Here is a 17,730-nt window from a genome sequence, read left to right as displayed (position 1 = left end):
CGATGCCGGCATTCTAGTGCCATTCGCCGTCGGATAGAAGCGTTCTACCGGAGGCTGGGCTTTAATCAACCGGACATGCGCGGCAAGCCCATCCCTTTGCACTGGCAACGCCCCGTGCTAACCCCTCACCGCCTCCCATCGGGACCGACCGCGAAAGCATGAGCACAGCCGCAGAGAAGTTCGCCTTCGTGTCGTCGGATGTCGACGACGCGCGCGCCGCGGCGGCGGAGCTGATCTCGCGCTATGGACAGGCGACGGTCGCCGAGGCCGACGTCGTCGTGGCGCTCGGCGGCGACGGCTTCCTGCTGCAGACGCTGCGCGAGACGATGAGCACCGGCAAGCTCGTCTACGGCATGAACCGCGGCACGATCGGCTTCCTGATGAACGAGTTCCGCGCCGACGCCCTGCCGCGGCGGATCGCGGCCGCGCTGCCCGAGACGATCCGCCCCCTCGAGATGGAGGCCGAGACCGAGACCGGCGACAAGCAGGCGGCGCTCGCCATCAACGAAGTCGCGCTCTGGCGCCAGTCCTACCAGACGGCGAAGATCAGGATCGCCATCGACGGCAAGGTGAGGCTCGACGAGCTCAACTGCGACGGCGTCATGGTGGCGACGCCGGCCGGCTCCACCGCCTACAATTTGTCCGCCTACGGACCCATCCTCCCGCTCGACGCGCCGCTGCTTGCGCTGACGCCGGTCAGCCCGTTCCGGCCGCGCCGCTGGCGCGGCGCGCTGCTGTCCGACAAGGCGACCGTGCGCTTCGACATACTGGAGCCCGGAAAGCGGCCGGTGAACGCGTCGGCCGACCATGTCGAGGTGAAGTCGGTGATCTCGGTCACCGTGCGGGAGTCGCAGACCAAGACCGCGACCCTGCTGTTCGACCCCGGCCACTCGTGGAACGAGCGCATCCTGGCCGAGCAGTTTCGCTATTGAGGCGGCCTGGAAGCCGGCTCGCGATTAACGTTAGCCGCTAATCATAATACGGTTGTGATCCTTACATTACCGGCATTTAAGTTGACAAAACGCGGGTCTGCGCCTATCGCAATGCACAATATTGCAGGCGCGAGGCGCTTGCCGCGGCATCCCTGTCGCGCCATCGAACCAGCCAAAGCAGCCAAACACTTGTCTTCAGACACGACGACCGCTCAAGAAGCGTTGACATTCGCAGACCTCGGCCTGTCGCCCAAGGTCCTCTCCGCAGTCACGGACGCCGGTTACACGGTGCCTACTCCGATCCAGTCCGGCGCTATCCCGCATGCGCTGCTGGGCAAGGACGTGCTCGGCATCGCGCAGACCGGCACCGGCAAGACCGCCGCCTTCGTCCTGCCCATGATCACGCGTCTCGAAAAGGGCCGCGCCCGCGCGCGCATGCCGCGCACGCTGATCCTCGAGCCCACGCGCGAACTCGCCGCGCAGGTCGAGGAGAACTTCATCAAATACGGCAAGAACCACAAGCTCAACATCGCGCTCCTCATCGGCGGCGTCTCCTTCGACGAGCAGGACAAGAAGCTCGAGCGCGGCGCCGACGTGCTGATCGCCACGCCCGGCCGCCTGCTCGATCACCGCGAGCGCGGCAAGCTCTTGCTCAACGGCGTCGAGATCCTCGTCATCGACGAGGCCGACCGCATGCTCGACATGGGCTTCATTCCCGACATCGAGCGTATCTGCGAGATGATTCCGTTCACCCGGCAGACGCTGTTTTTCTCCGCGACGATGCCGCCGGAGATCACCAAGCTGACGGAAAAGTTTTTGCATGCGCCGGTGCGTGTCGAGGTCTCGAAGGCTGCATCGACCAGCACCAACATCACCCAGCGCCTCGTCAAGTCGGGGCCAAAACCCTGGGACAAACGCGAGACGCTGCGCAACCTCATCAAGGCCGAAGCCGACGGCCTGAAGAACGCGATCATCTTCTGCAACCGCAAGGTCGAGGTGTCCGACCTGTTCAAGTCGCTGGTAAAATACGAGTTCGATGCCGGCGCGCTGCATGGCGACATGGACCAGCGCGCGCGCATGGCAATGCTCGAGAGTTTCCGCGCCGGCAAGCTCAAGTTGCTCGTCGCCTCCGACGTCGCCGCGCGCGGCCTCGATATTCCCGACGTCAGCCACGTCATCAATTTCGACGTGCCGATCCATGCCGAGGACTATGTCCACCGCATCGGCCGTACCGGCCGCGCCGGGCGGTTGGGCAAGGCGTTCACGATCGTCACGCGCTCGGACACGAAATATCTGGACGCCATCGAGCGGCTCACCGGGCTCAAGATCGAATGGCATGACGGCGACCTGTCGACGGTGGTCGCCAGCGAAGGCAGTGACGAAGAGGCTCCGCGCCGCGGCCGGGGCGCTCCGCGCCGGGCCGGACGCAGCAAGGACGAGGGCGAGCGGGGGGACCGCAATCGCGGACGTTCCCGCCGCGAGGCGCCGGCGGCCAAGCCGGTCGAGCAGATCGAGGCGGAGCCGGCGGAGATTGCCCCCGAAGCCGCCGGCATCGCGCAGGAGCGCCGTGCCCGCAAGGATACGATCAAGTCGGAGAATGCCGGCCGCGGTGCCCGCACCGAGACCAGCCGTACCGACGCTCCGCGCAGCGACCGTGCCGCCAGGCCGGCCCGTGACGACCGGTCCGACCGGCCGCGCCGCGACGACAAGCGGCATCATCGCCGCGATGACGACATGAGCGACGGCACGGTTGGCTTCGGCGACGACATGCCCGCCTTCATGCGCATCGAAGCGAAGGCTTAGGCTTCGATTGTCTCAAACGTGAAAACGGCCCCGTTCGGGGCCGCTTCCATTTTTACGCCTGTCTGAAACCGGTCAGGTCAGCGGCGACAGCTGGATCTCGACGCGGCGATTGAGTGCGCGCCCTTCGGCCGTCGAGTTCGTCGCGATCGGCCTGCTGGAGCCGAAGCCGGTGACCGCGAAGCGGCGTGAATCGACCCCCTGCTGGTTAAGATAGTTGGCGACCGCCAGAGCACGACGTTGCGACAAGTCCTGGTTATGGGCGTCGCTGCCTGTCGAGTCGGTGTTGCCGAATATGTCCACCACGGTTTGCTGATAGCGATTGAGCACGATCGCGACCGAGTTCAGCGTCTGCCGGAAGCTCGGTTTGATTGCATCCCTGTCGATGTCGAACGTGATGTCCGACGGCATGTTGAGGACAACCTGGTCGCCGACGCGCGTCACGCTGACCCCAGTGCCCTGGAGCTGAGCGCGAAGCTCGGCTTCGTTCTTGTCCATCGTCGCGCCGATCGCCCCGCCAGTGAGCGCGCCCAGGCCCGCGCCGATCAGCACGGCGTTGCGCTGCGCGTTCCTGCTGCCGCCGACGGCCATGCCGGCAAGTGCGCCGAGGCCGGCGCCGATGGCAGCGCCGCCGGCCGTGTTGGAGACCTTTTGCTCGCCCGTATAGGGATCGGTCGAGCAGGCGCCGGCAAGAGCCGCGGCCGCCAGCACGGCGATCAGTTTTTTCGTCATCGGGTGTCCCCTCTCAGATGCTCTCGGCGCAACGATCTCGTCGCGCTGTCCGTCCCTTCGCTCTTGTACCACGAAATGCGGCAAAAAGCCGACAGCCGGTCCGGCTGCCGGAAGGCAGATCGCATATCATGATCGGCCGGTCACCCCGAAATGACGGCCCTACCTGAGATTCTTGGCATGGATGACCGCGCGCTGATCTGCGTCGTCGCGGAGGCCGTATTCGACCCCAATCCTGGATTGCCGAAGTCAGGCTTGCCGGTCGACCAGTCGGCGTCTGGCCAGGCTGCCGCGACCGCGGCCCGCGCGGAACTGGCGCCTGATCGTGTCAAGCTACGCCGCCCACCCAACGGCAGCATAGCGGGATGCCCCCACAACCTCGCGTCGGAAGCGCGGCTCAGTAGGAGCGCGGCGGGACGAAAAGGCAGATGGTGCGGGAATCGTCCGCCCCTGCCACCGAGCACCAGTGGAACTCGCCATCGGGCGAATCCTTCAGGCGCATATCGGAATAGGCGACGATCTCGCCCGTGCCCTTGATGACATAGCCTTCCGGCTTCTCGCTGATCTGCTTGGACGAAACTTCGCGGCAATCGTAGCCGGAGCAGCAGGAGAAAGGATAGGACCAGCCCTGCGGCTTGGCCGCCGTGGGGATGGCGTCATGCGCCGCGGCGGGCATCGCCAGGCAGGCCGCCAGTGCGGCGGCGCCGAGATACGGGGTAAGGCGCTTTTGGAGTGTCCGGCTCGTCGTGGCCGACATGCTTGCGTGGTAGGACATGGCTCATTCCTGTCAAAACGAGTTCGTCAAGCTTTCGCTTGCCCGTCCCAGGATCCGTGTCTTCCCTTCGCCGCCCGTCAGCGCAGATAAGCCGCGTCCGGCTGAATGCTTTTCCTCCTCCAGTACCCCCGATGCTGGAGCGATTCTTTCGCCAACGCAAGATTTTTGCTGCAGTGCACAATGTCGCAGCCTGCGCCGGCATCCGCATCGCGAATGCTGCGCCCGCATGGTTAACGAAAGCTTAACGGCCTACTCGATATCCGCGACCGGCTGCCCTGCCCCGCCTTCGATGCGCAGCGACAGCGATGCCTCCATGAACTCATCGAGATCGCCGTCGAGCACGTCGGACGGGCTCGTGTTCTCGACGCCGGTGCGCAGGTCCTTCACGAGCTGGTAGGGCTGGAGGACGTAGGAACGGATCTGGTGGCCCCAGCCGATGTCGGATTTCGACGCTTCGGTCGCGCTGGCCGCGGCCTCGCGCTTCTTCAGCTCCTCCTCGTAGAGGCGCGAGCGCAACATCTCCCAGGCTTTGGCCTTGTTCTTGTGCTGCGAGCGCTCGGCCTGGCAGGCCACCGCGATTCCCGTCGCGAGATGGGTGATACGCACCGCCGAATCCGTCGTGTTGACATGCTGGCCGCCGGAACCCGACGAGCGGTAGGTATCGATGCGCACGTCCGACTCGCTGACCTCGATCTCGATCGAGTCGTCGATGACGGGATAGACCCAGACGCTGGCGAAGGAAGTATGCCGGCGGGCGTTGCTGTCATAAGGCGAGATGCGAACGAGGCGGTGCACGCCCGATTCCGTCTTCAGCCAGCCATAGGCGTTGTGACCCTTGATCAGCACGGTGGCCGACTTGATGCCGGCCTCTTCGCCGTCGTGCACTTCCAGCACCTCGACCTTGAAGCGGCGGCGCTCGGCCCAGCGGGTGTACATGCGCAGCAGCATCGAGGCCCAGTCCTGGCTTTCGGTGCCTCCGGCGCCGGCATGGACTTCAAGATAGGTGTCGTTGGCGTCGGCTTCGCCCGAGAGCATGGTCTCGATCTGGCGCGCCTTGACCTCGCCCGCCATCGAGCGGATCGCGGCTTCCGCCTCGTCGACGACGGGCTGGTCGTCCTCTTCCTCACCGAGTTCGATGAGCCCGATATTGTCTTCCAGCGCCCGTGTCAGTTCGCGGACCGCCTTCACGCCGTCTTCCAGGCCCTGGCGCTCCCGCATCAGTTTCTGGGCTTCCTGCGCGTCGTTCCAGAGCATGGAATCCTCGGCGCGCATGTTCAGGTAATCAAGCCGCTTCAGCGCCTGATCCCAGTCAAAGATGCCTCCTCAGCAGGGTTATGCCCTGCCTGATTTCGTCGACGAGCTTTTCGGTTTCCGCGCGCATGGCTGGATTGGGCTTTCCATCAAAAGGAGGTGGTTGAATCGGCGCGGAACATAGGGATGCGGTCCGCACCTGTAAAGCAAAGATAAGCTCGGACGCAGAAATGGGCGAACCTGGGTCCGCCCATCCTGCCGCCTGAGATTTGCGCGCCTCCCCGGTGACGGGAACCGATCTTGAGGGGCGACGGCGAGTGGTAAGAGCTAGCGCGTCATTCGACGATGCGAAGTGACATGGTGCGCATTCGGGCCGGGAACCTAATACAGGCCGCCCCCCCCGGACTGGATCGCCCGGTTCGCGGAGGGCGAGATCGTCTCGCCCATTTCGCCGCCCGCATCCATGCCGATGACCCAATAGCTGTCGGCCGGCCCTGTGCCGGGCTTGAAGGCTTCCATGATCGTACCCGGCTCGCCCTCTTCGGCGCGCATGCCGGTCTTGCGGTTGATGGCGATGAGGGTCATGCCTTCCGGAACCTGGAAGTTCACCGGCGGCGTGTCCTTGAGAGCCTCGGCCATGAATTCCTTGAAGATCGGCGCGGCCAGCCCGCCGCCGGTCGTGCCCTTGCCCAGCGTCTGCGGCTGGTCGAAGCCGATATAAAGGCCGACGACCAGGTTCGGCGTGAAGCCGATGAACCAAGCGTCCTTCTCGTCATTCGTGGTGCCGGTCTTGCCGGCGACCGGACGGTTGAGTTCGAGCAGCGTCGTCGCCGTGCCGCGCAGGACCACGCCTTCCATCATCGACGTGATCTGGTAAGCGGTCATCGGATCGAGCACCTGGTCGGCGTTGTCGACGAGTTCCGGCTCGACCTGGTTCGTCCATTCCTGCGCCACGCAGCCTTCGCAGCCGCGCTCGTCATGCTTGTAGACGGTCTTGCCGTAGCGGTCCTGGATACGGTCGATCAGCGACGGCTTGATCTGGCGTCCGCCATTGGCCATCACCGAATAGGCCGAGACCATGCGCATCACCGTCGTCTCGCCGGAGCCCAGCGCCATCGGCAGGTAGGGCGCCAGATGATCGTAGACGCCGAAGCGCTCCGCATATTCGGCGACGATCTTCATGCCCATGTCGTGGGCGAGCCGCACCGTCATCAGGTTGCGCGAACGCTCGATGCCGGCCCGCAGCGTGGAAGGGCCGGCCGACTTGCTGTCGTAGTTCTTCGGCGTCCAGGTCGTGTTGCCCGACTTGATGGTGATCGGCCCGTCCATGATGACCGAGGCCGGCGTGTAGCCGTTGTCCAGCGCCGCGGCATAAACAATCGGCTTGAACGACGAGCCGGGCTGGCGCATCGCCTGTGTGGCGCGGTTGAATTCGGATTGCGCAAAGGAGAAGCCGCCGACCATCGCCAGCACGCGGCCCGTATGCGGGTCCATTGCCACCAGCCCGCCCGAGACGGAGGGAATCTGGCGGAGCTGATAGGCTGCGCCTTCCTTCTTCTCGACGTAAACGACGTCCCCGGCCTTCAGCACCTCGGCGGGGGAATCGGCCTTCACGCGCTTGCCGTCGACGATGTGGCGCATGGCGAAGCTCATGTCCTCGGCGGCCACGGTTGCGGTCTCGCGCTCGGCGGAGAGCGCACCGGAAATCTCCCGCTTCGGCTGCAGCCCGATCGACAGTCCGGCGTCCGAACTTTCCAGCACCACGGCGAGGCGCCACTCAGGCACGTCGGCGAGCGCCTTGACCTCGCCCAGCGGCACGCCCCAGTCGGCGCCCATCTCGATCCGCGCCACCGGGCCACGGTAGCCGCGCAGCGTGTCGTATTTCAACAGCCCGTTCTGCATCGCCTTGCGGGCAATGAGCTGCATCTTGGGGTCGATTGTCGTGCGGACCGAAAGTCCGCCTTCGTAGAGCGCGTTCTCGCCATAGCGCGAGATGATCTCGCGGCGGACTTCCTCGGTGAAGTATTCGCCCGCGAACAGATATGTACCCGTGCGGCGCGGCTTGACCCCGAGCGGCTCGGACTTCGCCTTGTCGCCCTCCTCGCGCGAGACGTATCCGTTCTCCACCATCTGGTCGATGACCCAGTTGCGGCGCTCGACCGCGCGATCGGTATGCCGGAACGGATGGTAGTTCGCCGGGCCTTTCGGCAGCGCCGCGAGGTAGGCGGATTCCGAAACCGTCAGTTCGTTGACCGACTTGTCGAAATAGGTGAGCGCCGCACCGGCCACGCCATAGGCGTTGAGGCCGAAGAATATCTCGTTGAGGTAGAGCTCCAGGATGCGGTCCTTGGGGAAGGCCTGCTCGATACGGAACGACAGGATCGCTTCCTTGATCTTGCGTTCGTAGGTCTGGTCCTTGGTGAGCAGGAAGTTCTTGGCCACCTGCTGCGTGATCGTCGAAGCACCCTGGCGGGCGCCTGTCTGTATGTTGTTGACGACCGCGCGGAACAGGCCGGCAACGTCGATGCCGGGATGGGTGTAGAAATTCTTGTCCTCGGCCGAAAGGAACGCCGCCTTGACCCGGTCGGGAACCGCCTGGATGGGCAGGTAGAGGCGGCGCTGGCGAGCAAACTCGCTCATCAGCGCGCCGTCCGAAGCATGCACGCGGGTGGTGACCGGCGGCTCGTATTTCGACAGCACCTCGTAGTCGGGCAGGTCCTTGGCCAGGTTTCCGACGAACACGCCGATCCCCGCCGCCACAAGCAGCGCAAGCGCCGTGCCGATGCCGAAGAAATAACCGACCAGTCGAATCATGCCCGCTCCAATGCCAGATCGGGGGATTCCCGCAAAACGACGGCGATCAAACGTCGCCGGAACCATCCCTTTCCGAATTCGCCAAGCCTTGATCTGGCGATGTGTGCAAAATGGGGCAAGCGGGCACGGCAGCGCAAGATCGGCGAAAAAATTGTGAAGGCCGTGGTCGATTCGCCACGCCACGGACCGCCGCCATTTTCATCGTCGCCGCTGCCGCCGACGCACAGCATTTCAGCCTCCGGCGCTGCCGGTCGAGGTGGCGAAGAGCTCGATCGCCTTCGAGATGCTCGTCGCGGCCTTGGCGCGCCAATCGGCGTTTTTCAGCTGCTCCTCGTCCTTGGCGTTCGACAGGTAGCCGAGTTCGACTAGGACCGAGGGTACGTCCGGCGCCTTCAGCACCTTGAAACCGGCGAAGCGGTGCGGATTGTTGATCAGCCCGACCGTGGTCGACAGTTCGCCGACCAGCGAGCGCGCGAAACGCATCGAGAAGCTGTGCGTCTCTCGCTTGATCAGGTCGATCAGGATGTCGGCGACTTGCTGGTCCTCTTCCTCGACAGCGATCCCGGCGAGCTGGTCGGAGAGGTTTTCGCGGTCCGCCAACGCCTGCGCCTCGGCATCCGAAGCCTTTTCCGAGACGGTATAGACCGTGGCGCCGCGAATGCCTTTCAGCCGGATCGTGTCGGCGTGAATGGAGATGAAGAGGTCCGCCTCGTGCTCGCGGGCGATCCTCACGCGATCGTCGAGGCGAAGGAAGTCGTCCTTCTCGCGCGTCATGAAGACGTTGTAGCGGCCGTCGGCCCGCAGCTTGTCGCGCAGCTCCGCGGCGAAGGTCAGGGTGATGTCCTTCTCGACGGTGCCGCCCGGCCCGGCGGCGCCGCCATCTATGCCGCCATGGCCGGGATCGATGACGATGGTGAAGCGCTGGCCCTCGCGGCCTGTCCGCAAGCCCAGGCGCTCGCTCTTAGGCGTCGTCTCGGTCGAGCCGGTCGTCGCCGCCTGCACCGCGAGCGCCTCTTCGAATGCGCCCTGCGAGGCCGCGGACAGATCTGCCACCATGCGAAAGCCGGGGGATGCCTCGTTGGGCAGGATGTCCAGCTTGTCGATGACGAACGGACCCTTGGCTTCGAGCATCAACCGCGAGGTTTTGCCGTTGATCTGGCCGTAGCGGACGTTCCTGATCAGTCCCCGCGCCTTCAGTTCGCTTGGATCGATCGCGAATTTCGTGGTCGGCAGGTCGATCACCAGCCGGTGGGGGGCGCGCAGCAGGAACCATCTCGGCTCCGGCTCGCTGTCGAAATTGATGACGACCCGCATGCGCACCGCATCGCCGGCCATCTTGTAGTCATGCGCTTCGAGCGCGCGAGCGGGCGACGGAAAGATCGACGAACAGGCGAGAACCAGCAACAGAAGCACCGCCCAGGCTGGAGCCCCGCGATTGCTTTCGTGCCTTGTGGCTCTACGACTCATCAGTTTCCCTGCCTCAAATCTGCTGCTTGCGGCGCGGCCCGGACAGACTCCACACTGTTAACGAGTGGTATTCGGACAAGGTTAACCGAGCGTTTCGCGCCGATTGTCCTAACGGAAGCCAAATTTGCCGGCGGCAGAAATCGGGGTTGCCTAAAACTTCGTCAAATCATAAAAGCGATACCGGATCACCGCAATGCCCGGATCCCCTCCGCCGCTACTCCCAAAAGTCTCAGGCGACGCGAGGCGGCTCCAATCGCAACCTGTGATGGTGTGAAGGTTGGTCCCTGTGGATTTCGTCGGGGCGCTCCGGTGGCGCGGAGCCCCTGCCGCAAGCGAATACGGCCGGAAGACGAAGGATCCGCGCCGGCTCTTCACGAGCAAATCAGCTGGTCCGGTTAGTCCGGGCTTAGGTTCAAAAGGTTCCGCAAGGCAAGGAATGGCAAGCGCAATCGTGAAAAGGTCCGCAAGACACCGCGCCGGTTCGGCTGCGGGCGGCACCGTCATGACGCTAAGCCAGGCCCGCGCGGACGCAATTTCCGGCATCCCAACAGGCGCGCGGCGGCGGAGTTTTTCCGCGGCGCTGCGGTCGGCGGCTGCCGGAGGGAAAAGATATAATGCCCAACAAGATGCTTATAGACGCCTCCCACCCGGAGGAAACACGGGTTGTCGTCGTTCGCGGTAACCGCATTGAAGAATTCGACTTCGAATCACAGGACAAGAAGCAGCTCAAAGGAAACATCTATCTCGCGCGGGTCACCCGCGTAGAGCCGTCGCTCCAGGCTGCCTTCGTCGAATATGGCGGAAACCGTCACGGCTTCCTCGCCTTCAGCGAAATCCACCCCGACTACTACCAGATCCCCGTCGCCGACCGGCAGGCGCTGCTTCGCGCCGAAGCGGCCGAAGCCGAGGAAGAGGACGACGAGGAGGAGGATCGCGAGCGCGGCCGGGGCCGCAATCGCCGTCGTCGCGGCGGCAAGAGCCGCGACCGCGGCGACGACGCGCTGAAGGCCGCCGAGGGGACTGATTCGGCCGATGCCTCTGCCGGACCCACGGAAGAGCGGCCGGCCGAAACCGGCCAGGCCGATGGCCCAGGCGACGAGAGTGCCGACGGATCAGCCGCCCCGGAAGAGCTTGTTGCAACCGCGGAAGCCGACGCCGCCACGCCGCCCGCCGACGCCGCTCGAGACGATGCCGGGGACGATGCAAGCGGCGACGACAAGCCCTCCGGCGGGGTGACCTCGATTGCCGCGGAAGTCGAACTGGACGAGGTCTCGGAGAAGATCGTCGAGCCGGCCGGCGATGACGAGCGCGGCGGTTCTGTGGAGGAGATCCGCCCCGCCCACCACGACGACCATGAACACGAGGTCGAATCTGTCGGCGCCGAGGATGCGCTCGAGGAAGTGCGCAACCGCCGCAAGCCGCCGCGCCGCCACTACAAGATCCAGGAGGTCATCAAGCGCCGCCAGATCCTGCTCGTGCAGGTCGTCAAGGAAGAGCGCGGCAACAAGGGCGCGGCGCTGACCACCTACCTCTCGCTCGCCGGCCGCTATTCCGTGCTGATGCCCAACACCGCACGCGGCGGCGGCATATCGCGCAAGATCACCAACGTGCAGGACCGCAAGCGCCTGAAGGAGGTCGTGGCCGATCTCGAGGTGCCGCAGGGCATGGGCGTCATTCTGCGCACCGCCGGCGAGAGCCGTACCAAGGCCGAGATCAAGCGCGACTACGAATATCTGATGCGGCTTTGGGAAAACGTCAGAAGCCTGACGCTGCAGTCCACCGCGCCCGCGCTGGTCTACGAGGAAGGTTCGCTGATCAAGCGCTCCGTGCGCGACCTCTACAACAAGGACATCGACGAGATCCTGGTCGCCGGCGACGACGGCTACCGCGAGGCCAAGGACTTCATGCGCATGCTGATGCCGAGCCACGCCAAAGTGGTTCAGCCCTATCGCGAGACGACGCCGATCTTCGCACGGGCCGGCGTCGAGTCGCAGCTCGACCGCATGCTGCAGCCGCAGGTGACGTTGAAGTCGGGCGGCTACATCATCATCAACCAGACCGAGGCGCTGGTCGCGATCGACGTCAACTCCGGGCGCTCTACCAAAGAGCATTCGATCGAGGAGACCGCGCTCCACACCAATCTCGAGGCGGCCGAGGAAGTCGCCCGCCAGTTGCGCCTGCGCGACCTTGCCGGCCTGATCGTCATCGACTTCATCGACATGGAGGAAAACCGCAACAACCGTGCGGTCGAGAAGCGCCTCAAGGATCACCTGAAAAACGACCGCGCACGCATCCAGCTCGGCCGCATCTCGCATTTCGGCCTGATGGAAATGTCGCGCCAACGCATCCGCGCCAGCGTGCTGGAATCGACCATGAAGCCCTGCCCGCATTGTGGCGGCACCGGGCATGTGCGATCCGATTCATCCGTGGCACTGCTCGTCGTGCGTGCCATCGAGGAGTTCCTGCTCAAGGATTCACGGCAGCACATCATCGTCAAGACCCCGGCTTCCACGGCTTTCTACGTGCTCAACCACAAGCGCAGCACGCTCACCGAGCTTGAGATCCGGTTCGGCCTGACGATCACCGTCGAGGTCGACGAGACTGTCGGCGCACAGCACTACATGATCCTGCGCGGCGCCGTTGCCGAGAAGCCGGCTGGCTTCCAGGAGCAGCAGTTCCTGGCGCCGCCGCCGGTTGAAGAGGAAGAGGACGAAATCGTCGAGGCCGAGGCTGAATACACGCCACCGGCCGAACAGCGTCCCCAACAGCAGCAGCCTCCGGCCGAAGGCGGCGAGGAGGGCAATCGCGACCGCAAGCGCCGGCGGCGGCGCCGGCGGCGGGGTGGCCGCGATCGCGACCACGACAATGGCGCTCCGCGCGAAGGGGCGGCGGGGGCGATGCCGAATGGCGCTGCCGAAGCCCAGTTTGCAGCCAGCGAAAGCGATCTCGAGGTCGAAACCGATGCGGATGCTCCGCAGGATGCGGTCGCCGACACGGCGGATACTTCCGAAGACGGTCAGGCCAAGAAGCGCCGGCGCGGCAAGCGCGGCGGCAAGCGCAACCGCAAGGAAGGCGACGACGCGCTGGCTGAAGCCGGCGACCTGCCCGAGCCGGAGGCCGACGAGCTTGTTGCGGCCGAGGAGATCGCGGCTGAGGAAACCGTCGAGGCGAGCGCTGCTGACGAAGCTGTCGAACCGGCGGTGGCCAGCGAGCCGGCTAAGAAGCCGCGGCGCGCTTCGAGGGCGAAGAAGGCCGTGGCCGCGGATGCCGCATCGCAGGTTCCCGATGAACCGGTTGCGGTCGCCGAGCCCGAAATGGCCCGACCCGAGGCTTCCGAGCCTGTGGCGGCCGCGGACGACCGGTCCGTCGAGGAAAGCGCATCGCGCCGCAAGCCGGCGAATGCCGAGCCTGCCGTCGCCGTCGTTTCGTCCACGCAGGCGGAAGGTCAGACCGAACCGGCATCCGACCAGCCGAAACGCGCCGGCTGGTGGCAAAGGAAGGGCTTTTTCTAAGCTCTTTCAGTCGGTTATATCGTAATCTTGGGGCCGGAAGCGCACTCGCGCTTTCGGCCCCAGCGCATCTGGGCGTGGATAGACATGCCCGGCAAGCCATTGATTTCGTTCGATCACCGATAAAAGCGGCGGCATTCTATTCACGCGCGTTCAGCCTGCGCGATACTGAGGCCATCACCCTCGCGGGAACACGGGTCATGAACCGGATGAGCGTGGAGGGGACGGCGCCGGATCGGTCGCGCTACGGTGGCGCGGCTGGGTGATGAGCCCTGAGGTCCGGGCCCTGACCGAGGTCGCGCAGTGAAAGAATTCGCTGCGTCCCCTCCAGGTAGGGCAAGAACGCCGGCGGGGCGCGGAAACCGGCCACGTACTAATAATTGAGAGGCTCGGTCCCGTGCCCCGCTCCCCACCTTTTCAAGCAAAGGCCAGATGCGAAAGCAGGCGTGGCGATGACGAAGCTTGGCTTCCGGCAACTCTTGCCACTCCCCGCTCTTTGCACTAGCGAAACGAAACGCAAAACAGATCAGGCCACCATGTCCATCATCGATACCCGCACGCCCGACGCCAAGCGCCTTATCCCCGGAGCAACCGGCGACTGGGAAATCATCATCGGGCTGGAAGTCCACGCCCAGGTGACGTCGGAGGCGAAGCTGTTCTCGGGCGCCTCGACCTCCTTCGGCGCGGCGCCCAACGCCAATGTCAGCCTGGTCGATGCCGCCATGCCCGGCATGCTGCCTGTGATCAACGAGGAATGCGTGCGCCAGGCGATCCGCACCGGCCTCGGCCTCAAGGCCGAGATCAACCACAAGTCGGTTTTCGACCGTAAGAACTATTTTTATCCCGACCTGCCGCAGGGCTACCAGATCTCGCAGTTCAAGCAGCCGATCGTCGGCAAAGGCAAGGTGACGATCTCGGTCGGGCCGGACCGCGAAGGAAAATTCGAGGACATCGAGGTCGGCATCGAGCGGCTGCATCTCGAACAGGACGCCGGCAAGTCGATGCACGACCAGCACCCGACCATGTCCTATGTCGACTTGAACCGCTCCGGCGTGGCGCTGATGGAAATCGTGTCGAAACCCGACATGCGCTCGGCCGACGAAGCCAAGGCCTACGTCACCAAGCTCCGGACCATCGTGCGCTATCTCGGCACCTGCGACGGCAACATGGACGAAGGCTCGATGCGCGCCGACGTCAACGTGTCCGTGCGCAAGCCCGGCGGCGAGTTCGGCACGCGCTGCGAGATCAAGAACGTCAATTCGATCCGCTTCATCGGCCAGGCCATCGACTACGAGGCGCGCCGCCAGATCGCCATCCTGGAGGATGGCGGCAAGATCGATCAGGAGACGCGCCTTTTCGACCCAACCAAAGGCGAGACGCGGTCCATGCGTTCCAAGGAAGAGGCGCACGACTACCGCTATTTCCCAGATCCGGACCTTCTGCCGCTTGAGTTCGACCAGGCCTATGTCGATGCGCTGGCTGAGGGTCTGCCGGAACTGCCCGACGTCAAGAAGGAGCGGCTGGTGAAGAGCCTCGGCCTCTCGATTTACGACGCGTCGATCCTCGTCTCGGAAAAGGCGATCGCCGACTATTTCGAGAAGGTTGCAGCCGGGCGCGACGGCAAGACCGCCGCCAACTGGGTGATCAACGATCTGCTTGGGCAGTTGAACAAGGCTGGCAAGGATATTGAAAACGCCCCTGTAACACCCGACCAGATCGGCGCGATCATCGACCTGATCAAGGAAGGCACGATCTCCGGCAAGATCGCCAAGGATCTTTTCGAAATCGTCTGGAACGAGGGCGGCGATCCGCGCCAGCTCGTCGAAAGCCGTGGCATGAAACAGGTCACCGACACCGGCGCGATCGAGAAGGCGGTGGAGGAGATCATCGCCGCCAATCCGGACAAGGTCGAACAGGCCAAGGCCAAGCCGACGCTCGCCGGCTGGTTCGTCGGCCAGGTGATGAAGGCGACCGGCGGCAAGGCCAACCCGCAGGCTGTCAACGACCTCGTCAAGGCCAAGCTCGGGATCGATTGATCCAATCGTATGCTGCGGAAACGCAAAGACTTTTACCAATCCATGCTTGAGCTTCGCGCCAAGGAACCGGCGAGCAGCTATCGGTACGATATTGCTGAGCCGACTTCCGATGTTCTACTTATGGCACCGCATGGTGGTGCTATCGAATCCGGCACTGCCGAAATTGCACGGATGATTGCTGGTAGCGACTTCAAGCTATTTGCATTTATTGGCCAACGGCGCGACGCAAAAGGGAGACTCTCGGGAAACTTCTCCCGCTTGCACGTTACTTCGGAGCACTATGATGACCCTGACGCCCGCAGAATTGCTGCTGGAGCGGACATTGTGGTGGCTATCCACGGCACTGGATTGCCAGAGGCTCACGTAGGCGGGCTCGACGTGGAATTGGCAGGCAAGATTCAAAACGCATTGCGGGGTGCCAAATTTCCCGTTGCGACCAAAGCGGCACCTCATCTGGCCGCGACCAGAAAGCAGAATATCTGCAACCTGAATGCTAGCAAAAGGGGGGTTCAAATCGAGTTGCCGCGCGCGATGAGGTCTCGCGAAGCAAGAGATCAGGTAGCCAAAATCATTCTGTCGGCGATGACTGAGCAACTTAAAGCTCAGTCGAACTACGCTAGCACGGCTTCAAACTAGATGTTCGTCCGGACCGCCAGCGAGCGCGATCTCAAGGCCGTCCGCGACCTCCTCGTCGAAACATGGCACGCGACCTACGATTCGATCTACGGGGCCGAACGCGTCACCGCCATCACCGACGACTGGTATTCGCTCGAGTCGCTGAAACGCCGGCTCGAGCGGCCTAATGCCGAGTTCCTCGTCGCCGACGACGGCAAGCAGCTTGGCGGAATGGCATTTGCGACGGTCGATGCCGCCGGCACATCGGTCATGCTCAACCAGCTCTACGTCCGTCCCGCCTTCCAGGGTCGCGGCATCGGCGGCATGCTGCTCGACGAGATCATCGAGAGCTTTCCCGACGCCACGCTGTTCAAGCTCGAAGTCGAAGAAGCGAACGCCAGGGCGATCGGCTTCTACCGGTTGCAAGGCTTCGTGCAGTCCGGCCGGACCGCCAATTGCGGCGCGGAGCAGTCCGGTATCCCTGCCCTTCTGTTCGAGCGCCGGAGAGGAGAAGTGGGCCGATGACGCAAATAAGGGCCATGACCGAGCAGGATGTGCCGGCCGTGTCGCGGTTGATGGGCGATTCCTGGCGGCGCACCTATGGGCCGATTGTCGGCGAAGACACTGCGGCGCGCATTTCCGGCGACAAGCACTCGCCAGAGCGCCTCGCCTCGGATCTCACCGACGCCGATACGATGTCTTTCGTCGCGGAGCGCACGGACGGCGCCATCGTCGGCTATGCCATGGCCCAGTTCAAGGACGGCGATGTCATGCTCGACCGCCTGCACGTCGACAAAAGCGAGTTTGGAACGGGCGTGGCGGTCGACCTGCTTCACGCCGTTCTCGCGGCGCATGCCGGCATGCCGAGCATCGCGCTCGAAGTGCTGGAAGGGAACGACCGGGCGCTGGCCTTCTACAAAAAACACGGCTTCGAGGTTGTCGAGCGAAGGGCTGCACCGCATGGCGCCGCCGGTCATTCGTCCCTCATCATGCGAAGGCTGCTTTCGCGTGCCTAGGGGCCAGCAACTCCACCCCCTTCACCTGCTGATTTCAGCGGCCGGCGACGTTGAGCAAGCGGGTTCGTTTCTTCGCCCAGCGCAGCAGCACGTAGGCGAGCGCGCCGATGGCGAGAGCCGCCAGCCAGTTCGGATCGAGCGCAATCTTGCTTTCGGCCAGATATTCGCGCGACTGGTCGAGTACGAAGAACACCGCGATGATGGCGAACAGGCCCGAATATTCGCGTCTCAGCACATTGCGGAAGGAGAACGGCAGCTTCGGGGCCCGCCACCCTGTCAATCTTGGGAAGAAGGCCGGAACCTCGGCCGCCCAGTTGCGGTAGTCGTCGCCGAATTTTCCCGCGAGGAATTTTTCCTCGGTCGCGATGATGCGCTCGAGATAGACGATCAGGAAGAGCAGCATCAGCACCGCGAACCAGATGTTCTGCAGGAAGCAGGCGACCGCCATATAGATCACCGCATTGCCGAGATAGAGCGGGTTGCGGGTCAGCGAGTAGAGGCCCGTCGTGTTCAGCGTGTCGGCGACCTGCCTCGCCGTGTTGCGGCCGGACGTGCCCGCCGGCACATGGCCGACCGTGTAGGCGCGTATGGCGAGCCCCAGGAAGGCAAGCGCGATGCAGACCGATTCGAACAGCGTGTCGGCCGCGGGCCCGAAGGTGGTTTCGATCGGCTCGGGCTGGGTGACGACAAGATACACCAGCGGCGCGAAGCCGAGCAGCACGTAACTGCGCCAGCGGAAGAACCAGCTGCCCTGGCGTGCGATCGAATCGGCAATCATGTCCGTCT

14 protein-coding genes are annotated in these 17,730 nt (G+C 64.2%); 7 read left to right on the top strand and 7 right to left on the bottom strand.

The genetic code is table 11. The features are described from left to right. Positions 1-158 precede the first annotated feature (158 nt). Together ABLE71_RS19520 and ABLE71_RS19515 are read left to right on the top strand one after the other, a co-directional pair. Positions 159-932: an NAD kinase gene (locus ABLE71_RS19520; protein WP_348785116.1), complete on the top strand. Its 774-nt coding sequence runs from the start codon at positions 159-161 to the stop codon at positions 930-932. A 189-nt stretch (positions 933-1,121) separates the two neighbouring features. Then, positions 1,122-2,735 carry a DEAD/DEAH box helicase gene (locus tag ABLE71_RS19515; RefSeq protein WP_348785115.1) on the top strand — a complete coding sequence of 538 codons (1,614 nt, stop codon included), beginning with the start codon at positions 1,122-1,124 and terminating at the stop codon, positions 2,733-2,735. 72 nt (positions 2,736-2,807) lie between these two features. On the opposite strand, the gene ABLE71_RS19510 is transcribed toward ABLE71_RS19515, so the two are convergent. The 6 genes from ABLE71_RS19510 to ABLE71_RS19485 form a co-directional block, all read right to left on the bottom strand. Beyond that, a complete protein-coding gene (locus tag ABLE71_RS19510) occupies positions 2,808-3,464 on the bottom strand; it encodes an OmpA family protein (protein WP_348785114.1) in 657 nt (218 codons plus the stop codon). 394 nt (positions 3,465-3,858) lie between these two features. Next, positions 3,859-4,137, bottom strand: coding sequence for a hypothetical protein (locus tag ABLE71_RS19505; RefSeq protein WP_348785171.1), 279 nt, complete (start codon positions 4,135-4,137; stop codon positions 3,859-3,861). A 348-nt stretch (positions 4,138-4,485) separates the two neighbouring features. After that, a protein-coding gene (gene prfB / locus ABLE71_RS19500; RefSeq protein ID WP_348785113.1) for a peptide chain release factor 2 occupies positions 4,486-5,617 on the bottom strand; the annotation gives its coding sequence in 2 pieces (ribosomal slippage) (positions 4,486-5,550 and positions 5,552-5,617; 1,131 coding nt in all). A gap of 251 nt (positions 5,618-5,868) precedes the next feature. Further along, a complete protein-coding gene (locus tag ABLE71_RS19495; protein ID WP_348785112.1) occupies positions 5,869-8,301 on the bottom strand; it encodes a penicillin-binding protein 1A in 2,433 nt (810 codons plus the stop codon). Continuing rightward, complete coding sequence (locus tag ABLE71_RS19490) at positions 8,298-8,531, bottom strand: hypothetical protein (RefSeq protein WP_348785111.1); 234 nt, start codon at positions 8,529-8,531, stop codon at positions 8,298-8,300. The genes ABLE71_RS19495 and ABLE71_RS19490 overlap by 4 nt, the downstream gene beginning before the upstream one ends. 1 nt (position 8,532) lies before the next feature. After that, complete coding sequence (locus ABLE71_RS19485) at positions 8,533-9,768, bottom strand: N-acetylmuramoyl-L-alanine amidase (protein ID WP_348785110.1); 1,236 nt, start codon at positions 9,766-9,768, stop codon at positions 8,533-8,535. A 614-nt stretch (positions 9,769-10,382) separates the two neighbouring features. Here ABLE71_RS19485 and ABLE71_RS19480 point away from each other — a divergent pair. The 5 genes from ABLE71_RS19480 to ABLE71_RS19460 all read left to right on the top strand — a co-directional run bounded on the left by ABLE71_RS19480 (position 10,383) and on the right by ABLE71_RS19460 (position 16,944). Next, positions 10,383-13,280, top strand: coding sequence for an Rne/Rng family ribonuclease (locus tag ABLE71_RS19480; RefSeq protein ID WP_348785109.1), 2,898 nt, complete (start codon positions 10,383-10,385; stop codon positions 13,278-13,280). A gap of 533 nt (positions 13,281-13,813) precedes the next feature. Then, positions 13,814-15,313, top strand: coding sequence for an Asp-tRNA(Asn)/Glu-tRNA(Gln) amidotransferase subunit GatB (gatB, locus tag ABLE71_RS19475; protein WP_348785108.1), 1,500 nt, complete (start codon positions 13,814-13,816; stop codon positions 15,311-15,313). Positions 15,314-15,322: 9 nt separating this feature from the next. Continuing rightward, on the top strand, positions 15,323-15,949 hold the full coding sequence (locus ABLE71_RS19470) for a poly-gamma-glutamate hydrolase family protein (RefSeq protein WP_348785107.1): 627 nt from the start codon (positions 15,323-15,325) through the stop codon (positions 15,947-15,949). Next, a complete protein-coding gene (locus ABLE71_RS19465; protein WP_348785106.1) occupies positions 15,950-16,453 on the top strand; it encodes a GNAT family N-acetyltransferase in 504 nt (167 codons plus the stop codon). It begins immediately after the preceding gene. After that, positions 16,450-16,944 (top strand): N-acetyltransferase, encoded by a 495-nt coding sequence (locus ABLE71_RS19460; protein ID WP_348785105.1) that lies wholly within the window; start codon positions 16,450-16,452, stop codon positions 16,942-16,944. The genes ABLE71_RS19465 and ABLE71_RS19460 overlap by 4 nt, the downstream gene beginning before the upstream one ends. A 34-nt stretch (positions 16,945-16,978) precedes the next feature. Here ABLE71_RS19460 and ABLE71_RS19455 read toward each other — a convergent pair whose 3' ends face one another. Beyond that, a complete protein-coding gene (locus tag ABLE71_RS19455) occupies positions 16,979-17,722 on the bottom strand; it encodes an isoprenylcysteine carboxylmethyltransferase family protein (RefSeq protein ID WP_348785104.1) in 744 nt (247 codons plus the stop codon). Between the last annotated feature and the right edge of the window lie 8 nt (positions 17,723-17,730).

Source organism: Mesorhizobium sp. KR9-304 (assembly GCF_040049215.1).
Taxonomy (GTDB): Bacteria; Pseudomonadota; Alphaproteobacteria; order Rhizobiales; family Rhizobiaceae; genus Mesorhizobium_K.
This window is presented reverse-complemented; position numbering and strand designations above follow the sequence as displayed.